At 62.7% G+C, this 20,979-nt stretch carries 15 protein-coding genes and 1 riboswitch; of the genes, 10 read left to right on the top strand and 5 right to left on the bottom strand.

The window, feature by feature from the left end; translation table 11 throughout:
- Positions 1 to 214 precede the first annotated feature (214 nt).
- On the bottom strand, positions 215 to 1,327 hold the full coding sequence (locus AC1DWQ_RS13330; protein ID WP_477670066.1) for an ABC transporter substrate-binding protein: 1,113 nt from the start codon (positions 1,325 to 1,327) through the stop codon (positions 215 to 217).
- Between the two features lie 200 nt (positions 1,328 to 1,527).
- Here AC1DWQ_RS13330 and uvrA point away from each other — a divergent pair, with 200 nt between their 5' ends.
- A complete protein-coding gene (gene uvrA / locus AC1DWQ_RS13325) occupies positions 1,528 to 7,425 on the top strand; it encodes an excinuclease ABC subunit UvrA (RefSeq protein ID WP_477670065.1) in 5,898 nt (1,965 codons plus the stop codon).
- 323 nt (positions 7,426 to 7,748) lie between these two features.
- On the top strand, positions 7,749 to 8,720 hold the full coding sequence (locus tag AC1DWQ_RS13320) for a Bug family tripartite tricarboxylate transporter substrate binding protein (protein ID WP_477670064.1): 972 nt from the start codon (positions 7,749 to 7,751) through the stop codon (positions 8,718 to 8,720).
- Positions 8,721 to 8,832: 112 nt separating this feature from the next.
- On the opposite strand, the gene AC1DWQ_RS13315 is transcribed toward AC1DWQ_RS13320, so the two are convergent.
- On the bottom strand, positions 8,833 to 9,408 hold the full coding sequence (locus tag AC1DWQ_RS13315; RefSeq protein ID WP_477670063.1) for a TetR/AcrR family transcriptional regulator: 576 nt from the start codon (positions 9,406 to 9,408) through the stop codon (positions 8,833 to 8,835).
- Between the two features lie 105 nt (positions 9,409 to 9,513).
- On the opposite strand from AC1DWQ_RS13315, the gene AC1DWQ_RS13310 reads away from it, so the two are divergent.
- Positions 9,514 to 10,743 (top strand): MFS transporter, encoded by a 1,230-nt coding sequence (locus AC1DWQ_RS13310; protein WP_477670062.1) that lies wholly within the window; start codon positions 9,514 to 9,516, stop codon positions 10,741 to 10,743.
- 66 nt (positions 10,744 to 10,809) lie between these two features.
- Here AC1DWQ_RS13310 and AC1DWQ_RS13305 read toward each other — a convergent pair whose 3' ends face one another.
- A complete protein-coding gene (locus AC1DWQ_RS13305) occupies positions 10,810 to 11,652 on the bottom strand; it encodes an HAD-IIB family hydrolase (protein WP_477670214.1) in 843 nt (280 codons plus the stop codon).
- A gap of 263 nt (positions 11,653 to 11,915) precedes the next feature.
- A riboswitch (S-adenosyl-L-homocysteine riboswitch) is annotated at positions 11,916 to 11,990 on the top strand.
- A gap of 101 nt (positions 11,991 to 12,091) precedes the next feature.
- Here AC1DWQ_RS13305 and ahcY point away from each other — a divergent pair.
- From ahcY to AC1DWQ_RS13285, 4 genes are all read left to right on the top strand, one after another.
- Positions 12,092 to 13,522, top strand: a complete 1,431-nt coding sequence (ahcY, locus tag AC1DWQ_RS13300; RefSeq protein WP_477670061.1) for an adenosylhomocysteinase — start codon at positions 12,092 to 12,094, stop codon at positions 13,520 to 13,522.
- Between the two features lie 160 nt (positions 13,523 to 13,682).
- Positions 13,683 to 14,717, top strand: a complete 1,035-nt coding sequence (locus AC1DWQ_RS13295; protein ID WP_477670060.1) for a TlyA family RNA methyltransferase — start codon at positions 13,683 to 13,685, stop codon at positions 14,715 to 14,717.
- Positions 14,718 to 14,725: 8 nt separating this feature from the next.
- A complete protein-coding gene (gene metF / locus AC1DWQ_RS13290; protein ID WP_477670059.1) occupies positions 14,726 to 15,562 on the top strand; it encodes a methylenetetrahydrofolate reductase [NAD(P)H] in 837 nt (278 codons plus the stop codon).
- Positions 15,563 to 15,573: 11 nt separating this feature from the next.
- Positions 15,574 to 16,203, top strand: a complete 630-nt coding sequence (locus tag AC1DWQ_RS13285; RefSeq protein WP_477670058.1) for a septal ring lytic transglycosylase RlpA family protein — start codon at positions 15,574 to 15,576, stop codon at positions 16,201 to 16,203.
- A 28-nt stretch (positions 16,204 to 16,231) separates the two neighbouring features.
- Here AC1DWQ_RS13285 and AC1DWQ_RS13280 read toward each other — a convergent pair whose 3' ends face one another.
- Positions 16,232 to 16,702: a cupin domain-containing protein gene (locus AC1DWQ_RS13280; protein WP_477670057.1), complete on the bottom strand. Its 471-nt coding sequence runs from the start codon at positions 16,700 to 16,702 to the stop codon at positions 16,232 to 16,234.
- Positions 16,703 to 17,078: 376 nt separating this feature from the next.
- Entirely contained in the window at positions 17,079 to 17,603 is a 525-nt protein-coding gene (locus AC1DWQ_RS13275) for a hypothetical protein (protein ID WP_477670056.1), read from the bottom strand.
- 204 nt (positions 17,604 to 17,807) lie between these two features.
- Here AC1DWQ_RS13275 and AC1DWQ_RS13270 point away from each other — a divergent pair, with 204 nt between their 5' ends.
- From AC1DWQ_RS13270 to AC1DWQ_RS13260, 3 genes are read left to right on the top strand one after another with little or no spacing between them, the layout of a single operon-like run.
- A complete protein-coding gene (locus AC1DWQ_RS13270) occupies positions 17,808 to 18,464 on the top strand; it encodes a GbsR/MarR family transcriptional regulator (protein WP_477670055.1) in 657 nt (218 codons plus the stop codon).
- A gap of 2 nt (positions 18,465 to 18,466) precedes the next feature.
- Positions 18,467 to 19,882 (top strand): cytochrome ubiquinol oxidase subunit I, encoded by a 1,416-nt coding sequence (locus AC1DWQ_RS13265; protein ID WP_477670054.1) that lies wholly within the window; start codon positions 18,467 to 18,469, stop codon positions 19,880 to 19,882.
- Entirely contained in the window at positions 19,875 to 20,906 is a 1,032-nt protein-coding gene (locus AC1DWQ_RS13260; RefSeq protein ID WP_457282893.1) for a cytochrome d ubiquinol oxidase subunit II, read from the top strand. The genes AC1DWQ_RS13265 and AC1DWQ_RS13260 overlap by 8 nt, the downstream gene beginning before the upstream one ends.
- The last annotated feature ends 73 nt before the right edge of the window (positions 20,907 to 20,979 follow it).

Here is a 20,979-nt window from a genome sequence, read left to right as displayed (position 1 = left end):
GATTCTCTTTTCAAGCAGGGGCCGCGATCCGGCTACGCCGGGCGCAAGGCGCCTGTCCCCTTGGGGGGAGGTGACGCTACACGAAGTGAGCGTCGGCAGGGGGGATTCTCTTTTCAAGCAGGGGCCGCGATCCGGCTATGCCGGGCGCAAGGCGCCTGTCCCCCCTGGGGGGAGGTGACGCTACACGAAGTGAGCGTCGGCAGGGGGGTGCTATTTATCTCTTGAATTTTCCGTCGGTGCCGATGATGGACAGATCGGCAAAATCCAGCCCGGTATGGTCTTCGGGGCTGTAACTCACTTCCAGCCCGCCGATATCAATCTTGCGCATGCCCTCCAGGGCCGCCTGGAGTTTCTCGCGCGTGGGTTTGGCGCCTGCCCGGCGCAAGCCCTCTACCAACACCTTTGCAGCGGCAAAACCTTCCAGCATCGCGGGGCTCACGTCGGCTTGCCCCTTGGCCTTGGCCAGCTCCTGTGCTTCCTTCACCATGGGGAAGGCGATGGACCGCTCATACGGAAACACCTGCGTGACGATCACGCCACGGGCGTTGTCGCCCAGGCTTTTCACAAAGCCGCCCGAGGCATTATTCGAAAGCGTCACGATCTGCGCCGTGGAGCCGCCCGCGCGGAAGGCCTTGATGCCGTCGACCACGGCCTGCCCTGAGGCCACCATGATGACGGCCTGCGCGTTGGACTGGTAAACCTTGGGTGCGATCGGCGCGAAGTCGGGTTTGGAGCGGTCGAATTTTTCCAGTACAGCGGGCTGCAGCTTGGCAGTCGTCAGCCCTTTTTGCGCGCCCATCACGCCGTCAGCGCCGAAGCTGTCGTCGGCATACACGATGCCGATACGGGTGATGCCCATGGAATGCAGGTGAGTGACCGCTTTCTCGGCTTCACGCTGGTAGGTGGCGCGTACGTTGAACACATGTTTTTTGACGGGCTGGTGCAGCACCATGGCACCGGTAGAAGGGCCGACCAGCGGCACGCTGTTTTTGTCGAGCAGCGGAATGATGGCTTCGGTATGGGGTGTACCGCGGGTCAGGAACATGGCCAGCACGTTTTGTTCTTCAATCAGCTTGCGTGCGTTTTCGACCGCCAGCTTGGGATCGAATTTGTCGTCGAGCGACACCAGCTCAATCTTTTGCCCGCCCACACCGCCCTTGGCATTGACGGCGTCGATGTAGAGCTTGGCGCCTTCCGTGGTTTCCTTGACGCCGGCGCCCACGGGGCCAGTAAACCCTGCGGTCTGCCCGACAAGGAGTTGCGCATGGCTGGCCTGGGCCACGGCCACCATCGCGATGGCGGCGCACCATCTGCTGAGTTTTTTCATGTTGTTCACAGTGTTTCCATCCGGGGTGAAATGATGTATCCATAAGTGAAGCATGAAAGCGCAAAAAATGCGATCAGGAAAACCAGAAGCCGCCCTAATTGGCGTAGCTAAAAGTGTGCAAAAAGGACATTAATCCCTACATCCTGCACAGCCGGTTGCCCTGTCTAGAATGTTTGACCTCTTCAGGAAAGACTGCACTCATGTCCCAGGGAATCATCCGCATTCGCGGCGCGCGCCAGCACAACCTCAAAAACCTCGATCTGGATATCCGCACCGGTGAAATGACGGTAGTCACAGGGCCCAGCGGCTCGGGCAAATCCTCCCTGGTCTTTGACACGCTGTTCGCCGAAGGCCAGCGCCGCTATGTGGAGACCTTCTCTGCTTACGCGCGGCAGTTCCTTGACCGCATGGACAAGCCGGCCGTCGACAAGGTGGAAGGCGTGCCGCCCGCCATCGCCATCGACCAGACCAACCCGGTGCGCAGCTCGCGTTCCACCGTGGGCACCATGACGGAGTTGAACGACCACCTGAAGCTGCTTTACGCGCGCGCCGCCCAGCTCTTCGACAAACAGACCGCGCAGAACGTACGCCACGACACGCCTGAATCGATTTATGCCGAGCTGATGGCGCGCACCACAGAGGGTGATCCGCGCGTGGTGTTGACCTTCCCGGTCGAGCTGCCCGGCAACACCAGCGCCGAGCAGGTCGAGCAGTGGCTCTCTGTCAGTGGTTTCACGCGCGTGCATGCCCAGCGCGACGTGGCCACACCGGCCGGCCCGCACAAGCTGCTGGACGTGGTGGCCGACCGTTTTCGCACCCACGCGGTGGAAAAAGCCCGTGTGATGGAAGCTATCGAAACGGCGTTGAAGCGTGGCGGGCGCCTGAACATCTATGTACAACACGCAGAGGATGGTCAACCGGATGTGATGTGGCGCTTCTCCACGGGCCTGCATTGCCCCGACAGCGACCTGCGCTACACCAACCCCACGCCCTCGCTGTTCTCTTTTAATTCGGCCATGGGTGCCTGTGAAACCTGCCGCGGCTTTGGCCGCGTGATCGGTGTCGACTACGGCCTGGTGATTCCCAACGACAAGCTCACCCTGCGCGCCGGCGCCATCAAGACCATCCAGACCCCTGCCTGGAAAGAAGCGCAGGACGACCTGCTGCGCCACGCCGAAGCGGCGGGCGTTCCGCGCGACACGCCCTGGTACAAGCTCACGCCAGAGCAACAGGGCTGGGTCATCAACGGCACACCGGGCTACAAGGACGGCAACTGGAACAAGCAGTGGTACGGCATCAAGCGCTTCTTCGAATACCTTGAAAGCAAGGCCTACAAGATGCACATCCGCGTGCTGCTGTCGAAATACCGCAGCTACACGCAATGCGAGACCTGCGGCGGCGCGCGCCTCAAGCTTGAGTCTTTGCTCTGGCGCCTCGGTTCCAAAGAAGCCGCAGATGCGGTGCTGCCGCCCAGCCAGCGCTTCATGCCGGTGGGGGTGCAGTGGAGCCGCGAGCAGCTCGAAGCTCTGCCGGGCCTGGCGCTGCACGACCTGATGCGCCTGCCGATTGACAGGCTGCGGCAGTTCTTCAGCGGCCTTTCACTCGACGTGATGGGCGACGATGCCGAATTGCAGGCGCTCAAGTCGCTGTTCGAAGAAATCCAGACTCGCGTGAAGTACCTGTGTGATGTCGGCATCGGCTACCTCACGCTCGACCGGCAAAGCCGCACGCTCTCGGGTGGGGAAGTGCAGCGCATCAACCTCACCACCGCACTCGGTACCTCGCTGGTCAACACGCTGTTCGTGCTCGATGAGCCTTCCATAGGCCTGCACCCGCGCGACATGAACCGCATCACCCAGGCCATGCACCGCCTGCGTGACGCCGGCAACACGCTGGTGGTGGTCGAGCATGACCCGGCCGTCATGCTGGCGGCCGACCGCCTGATCGACATGGGCCCGGGCCCGGGCGAGAAGGGCGGCCAGATCGTGTTTGACGGTACGCCCGACGACATCAAACACGCCGACACCCTGACCGGCGCCTACCTCGGCTCGCGCAAGCAGGTGGGCATGGGGTTCAAGCGTGCGGTAACCGACAACACCCCGCGCCTCATCCTCGAAGGCGCGCGTGACCATAACCTGAAGAACCTGACCGTCGACTTTCCGCTGCAGCGCCTGGTTTGCGTAACGGGCGTCAGCGGCTCGGGCAAGTCCACGCTGATGCAGGACATCCTGGCGCCGGCCTTGCTGCGCCAGTTTGGCAAGGCGACTGAAACGCCGGGTTTGCACGACCGGCTAATGGGCGCTGACCACCTGACCGATGTGGTGTTTGTCGACCAGTCGCCCATCGGCAAGACGGCGCGGTCCAATCCCGCCAGCTATGTGGGGGCGTGGGACGCCGTGCGTGACCTGTTCGCGCTGGCACCGCTGGCCAAACAACGCAGCTACACCGCCACCAAGTTCAGCTTCAACAACGGCGACGGGCGTTGCCCGACCTGCGGCGGCTCGGGCTTCGAGCATGTCGAGATGCAGTTCCTCAGCGACGTCTACCTGCGCTGCCCCGACTGCGACGGCAAGCGTTACCGCGCCGAGATCCTCGAAGTGACGATTGAACGCAAGGCGATAGGCGACGTGAAGCCGCGCCTGCTCAATGTGTCCGACGTACTGGACCTCACGGTGAGCGAGGCGATTGCGCTCTTTGCGCAAGACCGCGAAGTGGTGCGTTCCCTGCAGCCCATCGTCGATGTGGGCCTGGAATATGTGAAGCTGGGCCAGCCCGTGCCCACGCTCTCGGGGGGCGAGGCGCAGCGCCTCAAGCTCGCGGGCTTTCTGGCCAATGCCAGCAAGACGGCGAGCGCCAGCAAGCAGGCGCTGGCACTCAGGCAACCAGGCCGTGGCACGCTCTTTTTGTTTGACGAGCCGACCACCGGCCTGCACTTTGACGACATCGCCAAGCTGATGCGCGCGCTGCGCAAGCTCCTCGAAGCCGGTCACTCGCTGATCGTCATCGAACACAACCTGGACGTGATCCGCTCGGCCGACTGGCTGATCGACCTCGGCCCCGAAGGCGGAGAGGGCGGTGGCCTGTTGGTGGCGCAGGGCACGCCCGAAGAAGTGCGCCAGCACCCGACCTCTCACACGGCGCTCGCCCTGCGCGAATACGAGCAGGCCATGGGCAAGGTGCACGGCGTTGAAGAGTCGCGTCCCAAGGTCTGGGCTACACGCCCGGCCTTCTCCAACCTGATCCAGATCGTCAACGCCAAAGAGAACAACCTCAAGAGCCTGTCGGTCGACATTCCGCGCGGCAAGTTCAATGTGGTGACCGGCGTGTCGGGATCGGGCAAGTCCACGCTGGCCTTTGACATCCTGTTCAACGAAGGCCAGCGCCGTTACCTCGAATCGCTGAACGCCTATGCGCGCAGCATCGTGCAGCCGGCGGGCCGGCCCGAGGTGGACGCGGTCTACGGCATTCCGCCCACCGTGGCGATCGAGCAGCGCCTCTCGCGCGGCGGCCGCAAGTCCACCGTGGGCACGACCACCGAGGTCTGGCATTTCCTGCGCCTCCTGTATGTGAAGCTGGGCATCCAGCACTGCACCAAGGACGGCGCGGCCGTGATGCCGCAAAGCCCTGAAAGCATCGCCGCGCAGCTGATCAAAACCTACCGTGGCCAGCACATCGGCCTGTTGGCCCCGCTGGTGATCGCACGCAAGGGCGTCTACACCGAGCTGGCTGACTGGGCGCGCCCGCGCGGCTACACGCATTTGCGCATCGACGGCGAGTTTTTGCCGACCACGGGCTTTCCGCGCATTGACCGATTCAAGGAACACACGGTCGAGCTGCCGATTGCCGACATCCATGTGTCGCCCGACAACGAGGCCGCCTTGCGTGCCGCGCTCGCGACCGCGCTGGAGCACGGCAAGGGCGTTGTCCATGTGCTGGCGCCGCTGGATGGTTTGCGCGGCGCGATGATGGCCGGCGCCAGCGCCAAAAACATCGGCAAGCTGATCGCCTTTTCGACCAAGCGTGCCTGCCCGATTTGTGCCACCTCGTATGCCGAGCTGGACCCGCGTCTCTTCAGCTACAACAGCAAGCACGGCTGGTGCCCCGACTGCGTCGGCACGGGCGTCAAGCTCACCAAGGAACAGCGCAAGGTGTTTGACGACTCGGTGATGGACGACGACAACAAGGGCCGCGAGCAAAGTTTTGCCGAACCCGAAGTGGAAGACGTGGCCGGCACCGCCTGCCCGACCTGCGAAGGCACGCGCCTCAATGCCAAGGCCCGCGCGGTGAAGTTTGCGGGCGTCGGCATTGCCGACATCGCAGCGCTGTCGGTGACGGACGTGCGGGGTTGGGTCGAAAAACTCGCGCTGCTGGGCCGTGAAGCCGGCATCGCGCGCGACCTGATTCCCGAGATCAAAAGTCGCCTCGAATTCCTCGAAGACGTGGGCCTGGGCTACCTCACGCTGGACCGTGGTGCACCCACGCTCTCGGGCGGCGAGGCGCAGCGTATCCGCCTGGCGGCGCAGCTGGGATCCAACCTGCAGGGCGTTTGTTATGTGCTGGACGAGCCGACGATCGGCCTGCACCCGCGTGACAACCAGATTTTGCTGAGCGCGCTGGGCAAACTCAGCGACCGCGGCAACACCCTGGTGGTGGTCGAGCATGACGAAGACACGATCCGCCGCGCCGACAACATCATCGACATCGGCCCCGGTGCGGGCAAGCGCGGCGGCACGCTGGTTGCACAAGGCACGGCGGCGCAACTGTCGGCTGTGCCGGAATCTCTGACGGGACGCTACCTGGCGAACCCGCTGATTCACCCGCTGCAGCTGCGGCGTGAAACGCGCAAGGGCGCAGCGCCGGTGGCCGTGTTGAAAGAAGCGCCCGTTGACGTTAACGCCAAGCCGGTGAGCAAACAGAAAGCGGCCACGCTCAAAGCAGCCGCGTTGAAAGCCGCCGCAGCCAGTGCCAGCGCGCTGCACAATACGGCCCCGGTGGCCGCCGGGCCTTTCACCTCCTGGCTCACCGTGGTCAATGCCGATCTGCACAACCTCAAGGATGTGTCGGTCACCGTGCCGCTGTACCGGCTGGTGGCGGTGACGGGTGTGTCGGGCTCCGGCAAATCAACGTTGGCGCGCGACGTGCTGCTGACCAATGTGCATGCGGGTGTCATGCAGCGCTCGACCAAGTCGGGCCGCGACGCCGACGACAAGGGCAAGACACCCGACTGGACCGGCTGCGAACGCATCGAGGGTTATGCGGCGGTAGACCGCGTGCTGGAAGTCGACCAGACGCCCATCGGCAAGACGCCACGCTCCTGCCCGGCGACTTACATCGGTTTTTGGGACACGATACGCAAGCTGTTTGCCGACACGCTGGAAGCCCGCGCGCGCGGCTACAGCGCCGGGCGCTTTTCCTTCAACACCGGCGAAGGCCGCTGCCCCACCTGCGAAGGCGCGGGCGTGCGCACCATCGGCATGAGCTTCCTGCCCGACGTGAAAGTGCTGTGCGAAACCTGCCACGGCGCGCGCTTTAACCCTGAAACGCAGGCCGTGACCTGGCGCGGCAAGAACATCGGCGACGTGCTGAAGATGGAAGTGGATGAGGCGATGGATTTTTTCTCTTCCATGCCCAACATCAGCCACCCGCTGCAGTTACTGAAAGACGTGGGCCTGGGTTACCTCACCCTGGGCCAGCCTTCGCCGACGCTGTCAGGCGGCGAGGCGCAGCGCATCAAGCTGGTGACCGAGCTCAGCAAGGTGCGCGACGACATCACGCGCCGCGGCCAGAAGGCGCCGCACACGCTGTATGTGCTGGATGAACCCACGGTGGGCCTGCACATGGCCGACGTCGAAAAGCTGATCCACGTGCTGCACCGCCTCGTCAACGGCGGGCACAGCGTGGTGGTGATCGAACACGACCTGGACGTGATCGCCGAAGCCGACTGGGTGATTGACCTGGGGCCGGACGGCGGCAACGCCGGTGGGCGCGTGGTGGCTTCGGCACCGCCTGAGGCTGTCGTCAAGCTCGGCACGCATACAGGGAAAGCCTTGGGAAGCGTGCTGAATAGATCCACCCCCGTCCAGGCTCACTCCGTGTAGCCTGTTCCCCCCTCGAGGGGGCGGCGAATTAGTTCACCCCGTCGGACGCTCACTTCGTGTAGCACCTTCCCCCTTCCAGGGGCGGCGCCTGCGGTCTGGCTAAGCCAGTCCCGCGGCCCCTGCTTGCAGGGGGTGTTTGTGATTTGCTATTGAATTGATAGCTGTTTGCGCTCGTCCTGTATGGTTGAAACGCATAAAACGCTTTAAGATTTGGCTGACGCCGACGTGACAACTTTCAGGTGTTGCCCTGATGCGACGGCGGCTTGCTGCACGCATGATATGGGCTTCAAGCCGCCATACTTTCAGGATCAGGAGATACACCGATGCAACGCCGTCCTTTACTGCAGATCACCGCCGCCCTGGCCATTTCCCTCGCTGGCGTGTGGGGTGCTGCCCATGCGCAAAAATTCCCGGTCAAACCGATCAAGCTGATCGTCGCCTTTCCGGCCGGCGGGCCGACCGACATCACCATGCGTTCGCTGGCCGACAACGCCTCGAAAATTCTGGGCCAGACGGTGATCGTCGAGAACAAGCCCGGCGCGGGCGGCACCCTGCCGGCCCAGCAGCTGCAAAGCGCGCAGCCCGACGGCTACACGCTGGCGCAGATTCCGCTGGGTGTGTTCCGCCTTGGCTACACCACCAAGATCAACTGGGACCCGGTCAAGGACATCAGCTACGTGATCAACGTGACCGGCTACGCCTTCGGCATCGTGGTGCCTGCCGACAGCCCGTTCAAGACCTGGGCTGACTTTGTCGCCTATGCCAAGGCCAACCCCGGCAAGCTGACCTACGGCTCGACGGGCACGCTGACCAGCCCGCACCTGACGACCGAGCTCATCGCGCAGAAGGCCGGCATCGAGCTGCAGCACGTGCCCTACAAAGGCAGCGCTGACCTGATGCTGGCACTGGTCAGCGGCCAGCTGATGGCGGGCGCCGACAGCACCGGCTTTGCGCCGCAGGTCGAAGCCGGCAAGCTGCGTGTGCTCAATACCTGGGGCGAGAAGCGGCTCGATAAATTCCCGAACGCGCCCACGCTGAAAGAGCTGGGCTATGACATCGTGCAGAACTCGCCCTTTGGCATAGGCGCACCCAAAGGTACGCCGCGCGAGGTGGTCAAGCGCCTGCACGATGCCTTCAAGAAAGCGATGGAAGAACCCAGCTATGTTGCGGCGCTGGGCCGTTACGACATGCTGCCCAACTACCTGAGCTCGGCGGACTACACGAAGTTTGCGCAAGACACCGTTGGGCGGGAGAAGGTGCTGATCGATAAGTTAGGCCTCGCCAAGCCCAACTGAAAGTAGGCACACCCCTATCGGGATTCACTGCGTGTAATCCCTTTTCCCCTTGCAGGGGACGAGGCTGGCGGCCCGGCGAAGCCGGTTCCGCGGCCTCTGCTGGCTTCTCGGTTTACTTACTGACGGGGTTGGCTAGCGCAAACAGTTCGTCGGCCAGCTGATCGGCTAGCGTCGGTTCAACGCCAGCGCCAAAAATCAACCGGTAAATGATGGGGGCCATCATGTGGTCCAGCACCTGCTGCACGGTGGGTGTGGCGTCGCCGCGGGTCTGGGCGCGTTTGACCAGAACCGTGGCTTCGTTGCGGCGGTTTTTCAGGCAGTTGGTTTCTTCTGATCCCGCCAGCGCGGCAGCGGCCTTCAGCAGCGAGGCATTGCCTGGCTTGTTGAGGTGGTTGATCAGTTCTTTGGCCCAGGCCGTGAGTTCGGCTTTCAGGTCGCCCGTCTCAGGCAAGGGGCGGTTCGGGTCCAGCCGCTGCTGAGCGGTTTCGCCCAGCAGGCCGTTCACGTCGCCCCAGCGCCGGTAAATGCTGGAAGCACTCACGCCGGCGCGCTCGGCCACGGCCGGCACGGTGACTTTGTCGCGGCCCTCCTGGGCAATCAGCTCTTCCAGCGCCTTGCGCACCACGATTTGCACCTGGGCGCTGCGTCCGCCGGGGCGTTTGTTCGGGGGTGTTTGTAGAGTGCTCATTAGGGCTAACTTTAACCTAAAGCAATGATCTTTGCGTTAATTTTTAAATTGGCGTAGAATTCTCAAACGCAAATATATTCGCTTTAAGAAAGTTGAGCGTTTCCCATGACCGCCCCTGCCTCTTCAAAGTCCTCTGCCACCCGTTGGCAGCTGCCGCCCGCAGCCGCCTTCCCGTTGCTGGCCATCCTTCTGTTCGCGTTCTTTGTGGCGGGCAGTGCGCCTTCGCCGCTGTTTGTCGTCTTCCAGCAGCAGTGGGGCTTTTCGCCGGCGCTGCTGACGGTGGCATTTGCGATTTATGCGATTGCGCTGCTGGCTTCGCTGCTGGTGGCCGGCTCGCTGTCTGACCACATCGGCCGTCGGCCCGTGGTGTTCACCGCCTTGCTGCTGCAGGCCGGCGCCATGCTGACCTTTTTGCTGGCCGACAGCATCAACGGCATCATCGCTGCGCGCATCGTGCAGGGCATTGCGACCGGCATGGTCAGCGGCGCGCTGACGGCGGCGGTGGTCGAGGCCGCACCGGCCGCGCAAAAACGCCTGGGCGCGATGATCGGCAGCGTCTCGCCGCTGGCGGGGCTGGCTGTGGGCGCGTTGCTCACCGGCATCGCCGTCAAGTTTGCGCTGCACCCGGTGCCGCTGGTGTTTGGTGTGCTGGTTGCGATTTGCGTCGTGGGTGCGGTGGCTACGCTCTTTCTGCCCGAAAGCGCCACGCCGCGCCCCGGCGCATTGGCCTCGCTGGTGCCGCGCATTTCGATACCGGTGCAGGCGCGCGCTGAATTCTTCCGTGGCGTGCCGACGATGCTGGCGGTGTGGTCGCTCGCGGGCCTGTACCTGTCGCTGGTGCCTTCCATGCTGCAGCAAATCTTCGGCATCCATGACGGCATCGTCAACGGCCTGGCCATTGCCACCTTCTTCGGTCTGGGCGCCGCGTCGCCAACTTTGCTGAAAAAACTGTCGCCGGTGCGTATGAGCGCCGTCGGCATGAGCTTGCTGGCTGTGGGTGCGGGGCTGGTGGCCGTGTCTTTGGCCACGCGCTCCGTGGCGCTGTTTTTTGCAGGAACAGCGCTGGCCGGTTTTGGCGGCGGCTCGGCTTTCTCTGCGCAGGTGCAGACCCTCGCGCCGCTGGCGCAGCCGCATCAGCGGGCTGAATTATTTGCCGCGCTGTATGCCACCAGCTATCTGGCCTTCAGCGTGCCGGCCATGCTGGCTGGGCGTTTGATTGCGCCGCTAGGTCTGCCCGCCACGGCGGAGGGCTACGCTGCGCTTGTATTGGCAGTGGCCGCATTGGGCGCTTGGTTGCGGTGGGGCTCAGTGCGCCGCGCGGCCGCCTGCCATTGACCAGCGGAGGCCGCGGAACCGGCTTTGCCGGACCGCAGGCCTCGTCCCCTGCAAGGGGAAAAGGGACTACAGGCAGTGAGTCCCGATAGGGGTGAGCAACATCTTCGCCACTTCGGTAAAGCCGGCACCGCGCTCGCCGTGCGTCACATAGCGCGGCAAGTGCGCCAGCTGCGGCACAAAGCGCGCGATGTTGGCCACGCCCACGCTGTTGGCGAAAGTCTTGAACATCAGTTGGTCGTTGGTCGAATCGCCCACATAGACCCATAGGTCCATCTCGGCGTCCAGGTCGCGCTGCCAGAGCTGCCGGACGATCCAGCGCGCGCCTTCGAGCTTGTTGTGGCTGCCATACCAGCCGTTGATGTGAATGCTGCTGACGGTGGCGTGCATGCCCTCGCTTTTCATCAGCGCCACCACCGCAGCGATTTGCGCGTCGCTCAGTTGCACAAATTCGCTGTGGTCAATGGCAATGTCGGTCTCGCGGCCTGGTGAATCGGTGGCGCGGTGCACACCTGGCATCTCGCACTCGATGCGCGCCAGCACGGACTGCATGCGAGCGAAGTTGGCAGCGCGTGTCGCGGAATCCTGTCGGTATATTTTTGATAGCTGCTTGCGCACGGCTGGTGCGGATTCCGGGACTTCTTTGCCTAAAACCTGCTCCGGCAGCAGCGCCACCGCACCATTCTCCGCCACGATGGCATCCACCGGCCAACTCGCCGCGAAAGGCTCGCTCCAGCCGACAGGCCGCCCGGTGATCGCCACGACTTTGAACCCTGCAGCTTTCAATTCGCCCAAAGCCTCCAGCGCATCGGGTGTGATTTCGCCCTCCGTGGTCAAGGTGTCGTCGATATCGGTGAAGACGCCGGTAATGAGTTGACGTTCTGTAACAGGCCACTGCTGGAGTTCTTGCATCATGAAATTTTCGCACTGAATGTGGCCCCCACGCTCCCCACTTCGTGTGGGTCGCTGCCCCCCGAGGGGGCCGCCCGCCTGTGGCCCGGCAAAGCCGGTTCCACGGCTCATGCTGGCTTGAAGATTCAGGGCGTATGCAGCGGGGGTATTTCACCAGTGGGGGCCGAGGGTCCGGCTTCGCCGGCCCCAGGCGCCGCCCCCTTGAGGGGGGAACGGGCTACACGCCAGTGAGCCTGGACGGGGGTGATTTGTTATAATCACGGCTTCCTGAGGAGCGTTGCAACCCACTCCATGTGGTCTAGGCTCAGGACTTTCATTTGCAACCACGCTCACCCGCATGTGCTTTCAAGCCGGGTGAGGCTAACAACAAACTCCCCGATTGACACACAGGCTCGTGGCTATTTTGCCCAATTTGACCTATGACTTTTGGAGTTACCAAATGAGCGCCGTCCTGAAACCTTCCACCGACTACACCATTGCCGATATTTCGCTTGCCGCCTGGGGCCGCAAGGAACTGAACATCGCACAAACCGAAATGCCCGGCCTGATGGCCATCCGCGAAGAATTCGCGAAGGCGCAGCCGCTCAAGGGCGCGCGCATCACCGGATCGCTGCACATGACGATCCAGACCGGCGTGCTGATCGAAACGCTGCAAGCCCTGGGCGCCGAAGTGCGCTGGGCGTCGTGCAACATCTTCTCGACGCAGGACCACGCCGCCGCCGCGATCGCCGCCGCCGGCACGCCGGTATTCGCCATCAAGGGCGAAACCCTGGCCGACTACTGGGACTACACCCACAAGATCTTCGAATTCAGCGGTGCCAAGGGCACGCCTGAAGAAGGCCCCAACATGATCCTGGACGACGGCGGCGACGCGACGCTGCTGATGCACCTGGGCACCAAGGCCGAAAAAGACGCCAGCCTGATCTCCAAGCCCGGCAGCGAAGAAGAAATCTGCCTTTTCAACTCGATCAAGGCCAAGCTGGCGCAAGACCCGACCTGGTACAGCCGCCGCCTGAAAAACATCATCGGCGTGACCGAAGAAACCACCACCGGCGTGCTGCGTTTGAATGAAATGTCGGCCAAGGGCACGCTGGCCCTGCGCGCCATCAACGTGAACGATTCCGTCACCAAGAGCAAGTTCGACAACCTGTATGGCTGCCGCGAATCCCTGGTCGACGCGATCAAGCGCGCCACCGACGTGATGGTGGCCGGCAAGGTCGCACTGGTGGCCGGTTACGGCGACGTGGGCAAGGGCTCCGCACAAGCCCTGCGCGCCCTGAGCGCCCAGGTGTGGGTGACCGAGATCGACCCCATCAACGCCCTGCAGGCCGCGATGGAAGGCTACAAGGTCGTGACCATGGAATACGCCGCTGACAAGGCCGACATTTTTGTGTCCGCTACTGGCAACAAGAACGTCATCACCTACGACCACATGGCGAAGATGAAAGACCAGGCCATCGTCTGCAACATCGGCCACTTCGACAACGAGATCGACGTTGCCGCACTCGAAAAGTGCACCTGGGAAGAGATCAAGCCGCAAGTCGACCACGTGATCTTCCCGGACGGCAAGCGCATCATCCTGCTGGCCAAGGGCCGCCTGGTCAACCTCGGCTGCGGCACCGGCCACCCGAGCTTCGTGATGTCTTCGAGCTTCGCGAACCAGACGATCGCGCAGATCGAGCTCTTCACCAAGAAAGATGCGTACGAAGTGGGCAAGGTCTATGTGCTGCCCAAGCATCTTGACGAAAAAGTCGCTCGTTTGCACCTGAAGAAGGTTGGCGCTGTGCTGACTGAACTGAGCGACGAGCAGGCTGCGTACATCGGTGTCAGCAAAGCAGGCCCGTACAAGGCCAACACCTACCGCTACTGATTTTCCCTGGCTACTGCGCGACCCGATAGCGGCGTTGCGGGTCCCGATCAGGCAATCCTCATGCACCTCAAGTGCATTCCGGTTGCCTGACGCCCGCGCCTTGCTCTCGGGCCGCTCGCTACGCCCTTAAGTCTGTTGCTGGAATACCGGAAGACACTACATGCGCGCTGACCTATTCCTCGTCGAACACGGCCATGCCGCCACCCGCTCGCAGGCCCAGCGCCTGATTGCTTCGGGGGTGCAGTGGCGTCCCGAAGCCGATGCTGCCTGGAAGAAGGTCGCCAAGAACGGCGACGAGATTCCGCCCGGCGCCGAACTGCAGCTGCTGGACACCACCGAAGCCAAGTACATCTCGCGCGGCGGGCTCAAGCTGGAAGGTGCGCTCAAGGCCACCGGCCTCAGCGTGGTCGGCCTGCGTTGCCTGGACATCGGCCAGTCCACCGGCGGCTTTACCGATTGCCTGTTGCAGCATGGCGCATTGCAGGTGGTGGGCGTCGATGTGGGCCACGGCCAGCTGCACGCCAGCCTGCGTGAAGATCCGCGTGTGGTTTGCGTCGAGGGCTTGAATGCCCGTTCCATGACCGCCGCCAACCTGGTGGCGGGCCATGCCGGCGACAGCGGCGACATGGATTTTCCGGATGACTTCGATGGCGATGAGGATGACGCTGACCTGGATGAAGCGGGCCCAGCCGCAGAAGCCAACTTCGACTTCCTGACCGGTGATTTGTCCTTCATCTCGCTCACGCTGGTGTTGCCTGCGGTGGTTCGCCTGCTCAAACCCGGCGGTGATCTGCTCATGCTGGTCAAGCCGCAGTTTGAATTGCAGCCCGGCCAGATCGGCAAGGGCGGCATCGTGCGCGACCCGGCGCATTTCGAGTTTGTCGAAAAGCGCCTGCGCGATGCCTGCGCAACGCTGGGGCTGGAAGTGAAAGCCTGGCTGGCGTCGCCGATTGAAGGCGGTGACGGCAACCGCGAATTTTTTATCCAGGCCGTCAAGGGCCAGGACGTGGCAGGCGAAGACCAGCCGTTGCCGGCCGCACCGCAGCGCAAGGTTGCCAAGCGCGTGCCACGCAGCGAAATGCGCGCCTCCCGCGCGCCGCACGAAGACTCCGAACTTGCGCATGCCGGCCAGCCCGGCCCTGCGCGTGGCAAACGGCGTGACAACAAAACCGATACGACAAATAACGACGAGTGAGATCCGCGATGAGCCTGAACCTTCCCCTCAGTTTTGAATTTTTCCCGCCCAAGACACCCGAAGGCGCCGAGAAGCTGCGTGTGGCGCGCCAGGCGCTGTATGCGCACAAGCCCGAGTTCTGCTCGGTGACGTTTGGCGCGGGCGGTTCCACGCAAGACGGCACTTTCGGCACGGTGAACGAAATCCTGGCCGAAGGCGTGGCGGCGGCCTGCCATTTCTCATGCGTGGGCGCCACCAAGGCCACCGTGCGCCAGCAACTCACCACCTTGCAGATCATGGGCGTGAAACGCCTGGTCGCCCTGCGCGGCGACCTGCCCAGCGGCTACGGCGCGGGCGGCGAGTTCCATTACGCCAGCGACCTGGTGGCCTTCATCCGCGCCGAAACCGGTGACACTTTCCATATCGAAGTGGCCGCCTACCCGGAAATCCATCCCCAGGCCAGATCGGCCGATGCCGACCTGCAGGCCTTTGTGCAAAAGGTCAAGGCCGGCGCCAACTCGGCGATCACCCAATATTTCTTCAACGCCGACGCCTACTACCGTTTTGTCGACGACGCGCAGGCCCTGGGTGTGGACGTGCCCATCGTGCCCGGCATCATGCCCATCACCAGCTCCACGCAGCTCATGCGTTTTTCCGATGCCTGCGGCGCCGAGATTCCGCGCTGGATCCGCCTGCGCCTGCAGGGCTTTGGTGACGACACCGCGTCCATCAAGAGCTTCGGCCTTGATGTGATCAGCGGTTTGTGCGAGCAGCTCTACGCAGCCGGTGTGCCCGGAATCCATTTCTACACGATGAACCAGGCGGCAGCGACGACCGAAATCATCGGGCGACTGCAGCGAGCCTGAGGCCGCCATCCATGCAGCAGGGGGCCCGCCGGTCTGCCGCCACCCTCAGCGCTGCGGTGCTGCTGGCCTTGCTGGCTGCCTGCACCACGCCGCCATCCAACAAGCCCTCCACCGCGCCGGGCGCTGGTGCTGCTGTACCGGCGCCGCGTCCTTCACGTCCCGCCACCGATGCATCACCCGTGATCGGTGAGATGGCCGACGAGGTGCCGCCTTCTGCCGCTGCACCCAGGCCGTCGCTGCTGGCCGGCGAAGTGCCCCGCGAATTCCAGCGCGGCCAGGCTTCCTGGTACGGCCCGCGCTTTAACGGCCGGCGCACCGCCAGCGGTGAGCGCTTTGACATGCAGGAGTTCACCGCCGCGCACCGCACGCTGCCTTTTGGCACCATGGTGCGTGTCCACAGCCTGGTCAACGGCCGCGACGTGGACGTCCGTATTACCGACCGCGGACCCTACAGCGGCGACCGCATCATCGACCTGAGCCGTGCCGCGGCGGAAGAGCTCGGCATGCTGGGCATGGGGCTGAAGGAAGTTGTGCTGCTGGTGCCGGAGTCCAGGCCGGAGGTCGCGACGACACCCGCGCCTGCGGCCCGGAAGCGCCCGCCTGCAAGGCGGCGCCCAGCGGCGCCGCGTACGCCGCGCTGAATCGCCTCGCTGACCGAGGCGCGCTCGCTCAGTTCACAAAAGTCACGTCGTCCCTGGGCTGAGGCGGGATCTTGATGGCCAGCGCCTTGACGGGCCCGCTGGTCACCAGCGTACCGCCGTGTGCCGTGCCTTTGGGAATGATGATCAGCGTGCCCGGCTTGAACTCCTTGCGCTCGCCGCCCAGCCACATGGCGCCGCTGCCTTCGATGATGTACTGGATCTCGTCGGTTTTCGGGTGAATGTGTTTGGCCACGTTGCCCGACTGGATGCCGATGGTGGCGTTGTCGGTGATGACCAGGCCCTTCGCGTTCATTTCAGGGTTGGGGGTGCCGGGAATGTCGCTGTGCTTGAGCGCGGCGAGGTCAATCATCGCCGGCGCCAGGGGCACGGCCTGCGCATGCGCATCGGGCAGGGCGTGCTGGGCCAGCGGTGACAGCGCAATCCCGGCTACAAAAGCCAGGGTGATGGAAAAGCCGAGGACGGTGGTGGTATGGCGCATGGAATCCTTTTACAGGGTGTTGTATATGGGCGGGCCAGTATGCCCATGTTGCGACGGGCTTGCCAATAGCGGTGACCCGACCGGGTGGCCAGCCTTTTCGTTTCGCTGCAGGTTCTGCCATCCCCGGCTCTGTGCTTCGCTCGTTTATGAGTCAAATCGGCCTATAGCCCAGCAAGTATCTGGGCAATCAGCTCCAGAATTGATAGCAAGTGACGGGCGGGCACCCGGCACGCCACCGTAAAAAACCGCCTAAACCAGCATGCCGAAGCGCCGCGGGCGCAGCAGCAGCTCATACTCTTGCGCGCTCAACCCCAGGTGTTGGGACATGGGGCGTGGTGTGGATGAAGGGCCGAGCTTCAGTGATTCGGGCCTTCGCCTATCGACAGCCATCAAGCAATTGCTCAAAAGCTGGATAGTTAAAGTCGGCGAATCCAAAAAATCGCTTCATATCACTTCTCGGAACGGCAAACTGGATCTTGAATGCCCATGGTGGCAACGGCTTGCCTTGATTCTGCGGGAAAGCATGCACACCCGCTTCTGTGGTGCCTTCAATCTTCACTGTCAGCAGTTCCGCGGTGTACTGGGAATGAATGTCAAATCTCTTGACGGGTCGCTGGTTAAATTCGCAATCACGTGGATTCCCCAAGGGACCTTGGGCGTACGACCCGACCGATGTCCCGGAGACTGAATAGAAAAACCCGCTTTTCATCACGTTGCTTTGGGAATTGCGGAGCATGTGAAGATTGAAGGGATGAAGGTAGAGCTTCTCCTTGATTAATCCGGACGGCTCTCGTGTGTCACTGATCACTGCTTCGTAGTCCGACACAAATACGGCCACCTTGCCGGTTTGGTTAATGCCATTAATCTGGATGAAGCCTTCGAGTTCACTGCGTTCTGGCATATGGGATGGCCCAATCCGGTAAATAAATTGAATTCAGAGTGCAAACCCCTAATGGAGGGCTTGCCGACGAAAGCCCATTATCAATTTTCAGAGGTTCCAAAGGTCAACCCACCAAACCCCTGGCGTGAACTCCCTGGATTTATTAGAATTTCAGTAATTCCTGAAAATTCAATACACCAAAGACGCCGTAAAGAGACCCAAACCATGAATCTGGCCCCCTTAACCCAGCGGTTTGTTCTCCATTTCGGTGAAATGGGCAGTCGGTGGGGCATTAACCGTACTGTGGGGCAGATTTATGCCTTGTTATATGTCTCGCCGCGGGCCCTGAATGCCGATGAAATCGGCGAAGCGCTGGCGTTTTCGCGGTCCAACGTCAGCATGGGGCTGAAGGAGTTGCAGTCGTGGAACCTGGTGCGGTTGCAGCACCTGCCGAACGACAGGCGCGAGTATTTCAGTGCGCCGGAAGACGTCTGGGCCATCTTCCGCACACTGGCCGAGGAACGCCGCAAGCGCGAGATTGACCCGACGCTTTCAATGCTGCGCGATGCGCTGATGGAACACCCGGCCAACCAGGATGACATCCACGCCCAGGCGCGCATGAAGCAGATGCACGACCTGATCGAGCTGATGACGGGCTGGCTGGCCGATGTGCAGAAGATGGACTCGGCCACGCTGATGAGCCTGATGAAGATGGGCGCCAAGGTGCAGAAGCTGCTGGAAGTGAAGGACAAGGTCGCCAGTAGCGTGAAGGCCGGTTTGACAGGCCGCACCGCATCCAGCAAAGTGGCGGCGAAGCCTTCCGGCGAGCTCCTCGGCCCCGCAGCACCTGCTGCCAACCTTCCCGACGAAAACAGGAGTTGATGATGGACGGTTTAGACGCATTCCTGTTGGCCCGCATCCAGTTCGCGGCCAACATCACCTTCCACATCCTCTTTCCCACCATCAGCATTTCGCTGGGCTGGGTGCTGCTGTATTTCAAGCTGCGCTTCGTGAAAACCAAAGCGCAATACTGGATGGACGCCTACCAGTTCTGGGTGAAAATTTTCGCGCTGACCTTTGCCCTCGGTGTGGTCAGCGGCATCACCATGAGCTTCCAGTTCGGCACCAACTGGCCGGGCTACATGCAGAAGGTGGGCAACATTGCCGGGCCGCTGCTGGCCTATGAAGTGCTCACCGCCTTCTTTCTGGAGGCCACCATGCTGGGCGTGATGCTGTTTGCGCGGGAACGCGTGAGCGAGACCATGCACACCATCGCCACGCTGCTGGTGGCGGGCGGTACCACGCTGTCGGCTTTCTGGATATTGGCGCTCAACTCCTGGATGCAGACACCCGCGGGTTTTGAAATGATCAACGGCCAGGCGCATGTGACGAGCTGGCTGGCGGTGATCTTCAATCCTTCATTTCCGTATCGGCTGGTGCACATGCTGCTGGCGTCGGGGCTGACCGTGGCATTTCTGGTGGCGGGCGTTTCGGCCTACCGCTGGCTGCGTGATGACCGCGGGGCCGAAGTCATGGCCGGCCTGAAGACGGGCATCTACATGGCTGCCATGCTGATTCCGCTGCAGATCGTTGCGGGTGACCAGCACGGCCTGAACACGATGGAGCACCAGCCGGCCAAGCTGGCCGCCATGGAAGGCATCTGGGAAACCCAAAAAGGCGTGCCCGCGGTACTGTTTGCACTGCCCGACCAAGCCACCAAATCCAACCGCTATGAAATCGGCATTCCCAAGCTGGCGTCGCTCTACCTCACGCACAGCCTGGACGGCGAGGTCAAGGGCTTGAACGAGTTCGAGGGAAAACATCCGCCGGTGGCGCCGGTGTTCTGGGCCTTTCGCATCATGGTGGGGGTGGGCGTCCTGATGCTTCTGGTCAGTTGGGCCAGCGTGTGGCAATTGGCACCCTGGAAAAAAGACCCTGACCGTACGCTCACCGTATGGCATGCACGAGTTCTGGTCGCCATGACATTCGCAGGCTGGATCGCGCTGATCGCCGGCTGGTACGTGACCGAGATCGGCCGGCAACCCTGGCTGGTGACGGGCGTGCTGACGGCAGCCGATGCCGCCTCAAGAGTGCCGGCACCGCGCATCGCGTTGACGCTGACGCTCTACCTCGCGCTGTATGCGGTGCTGCTGGTGTCTTATGTGTCGGTGGTCTTCTACCTCGCGCGGCACAGGAAACACGCCGACAAGCCGTTCGGGGACGACAACACCGCCGGTGCGACCGAGAAGGAACTCAACGTCGTGAACTACCCCGAAAAAGAAGGAGCCTCCCATGCTTGACCTTGCCCCTGACCTGACGCAAGCCGCCGGCTGGATGCCCATTGTTTTCCTGGTGGTGATGGGCCTGGCGATGCTGGCCTATGTGATTCTTGACGGCTACGATCTGGGCGTGGGCGTGTTGATGCGCACCGCCGGCGATGACGACAAGGACACCATGATCGCCAGCATCGGCCCCTTCTGGGACGCCAACGAAACCTGGCTGGTGCTGGGCGTCGGTATTTTGCTCACGGTGTTTCCGCTGGCGCACGGCGTCATCCTGGGCGCGCTGTATTTGCCCGTGGCCTTCATGCTCATCGGCCTCACGCTGCGCGGCGTGGCCTTTGACTTCCGCGTGAAGGCGCGCGCCAGCCACAAGCCCTTGTGGAACCGCATGTTCTACACCGGTTCGCTGCTCGCAAGCTGGTCGCAGGGCTACATGCTGGGTTCGCTGATCACCGGTTTTGCGGCGACCTGGTGGACCATCGTCTTCAACGCGGTCATCGGCGCGGCGCTGGTCGCGGCGTATTGCCTGCTCGGCGCCGGCTGGCTCATCATCAAATCCGAAGGCGAATTGCAACTGCAAGCCGTGCGCTGGGCCAGGCGCAGCCTCCTGTTCACTGTGATCGGCATCGGTGCCATCTCGGTGGCCACACCGCTGGTGAGCCAGAGCATTTTCGACAAATGGTTTTCGTTTCCGAACATCGTGCTGCTGCTGCCAATCCCGGCGGCCACGGCGGTGCTGTTTGGCGTGATTTTCCGCAGCCTGCAGCGCCTGCCGGTGCGCCTGGCACAAGGCAATGAATACGGCGCATGGGTACCTTTTGGTGCGACGGTGGGCGTGTTTTTGCTGGCCTTCTACGGCCTGGCTTACAGCCTCTTCCCGTGGCTGGTGATCGACAAGCTGACGATCTGGCAGTCGGCCAGCGCGCCCGAGGCCATGGGCGTGATCCTGGCGGGTGCAGCCGTGGTGCTGCCGATGATCATCGGCTACACCGTGTTCGCTTATCGCGTGTTCTGGGGAAAAAGTACCGCATTGAAATATTAGCCCCCACGCAGGATATGGCCCCCACGGTCGCTCACTTCGTGTAGCTCCCTGCCCCCCGAGGGGGCCGCCCGCC

The sequence above is a fragment of the Polaromonas sp. P2_G11 genome (genome assembly GCF_056403595.1).
The sequence above is the reverse complement of the archived record's forward strand: the minus strand, read 5'-3'. Positions and strand labels throughout refer to the sequence as shown.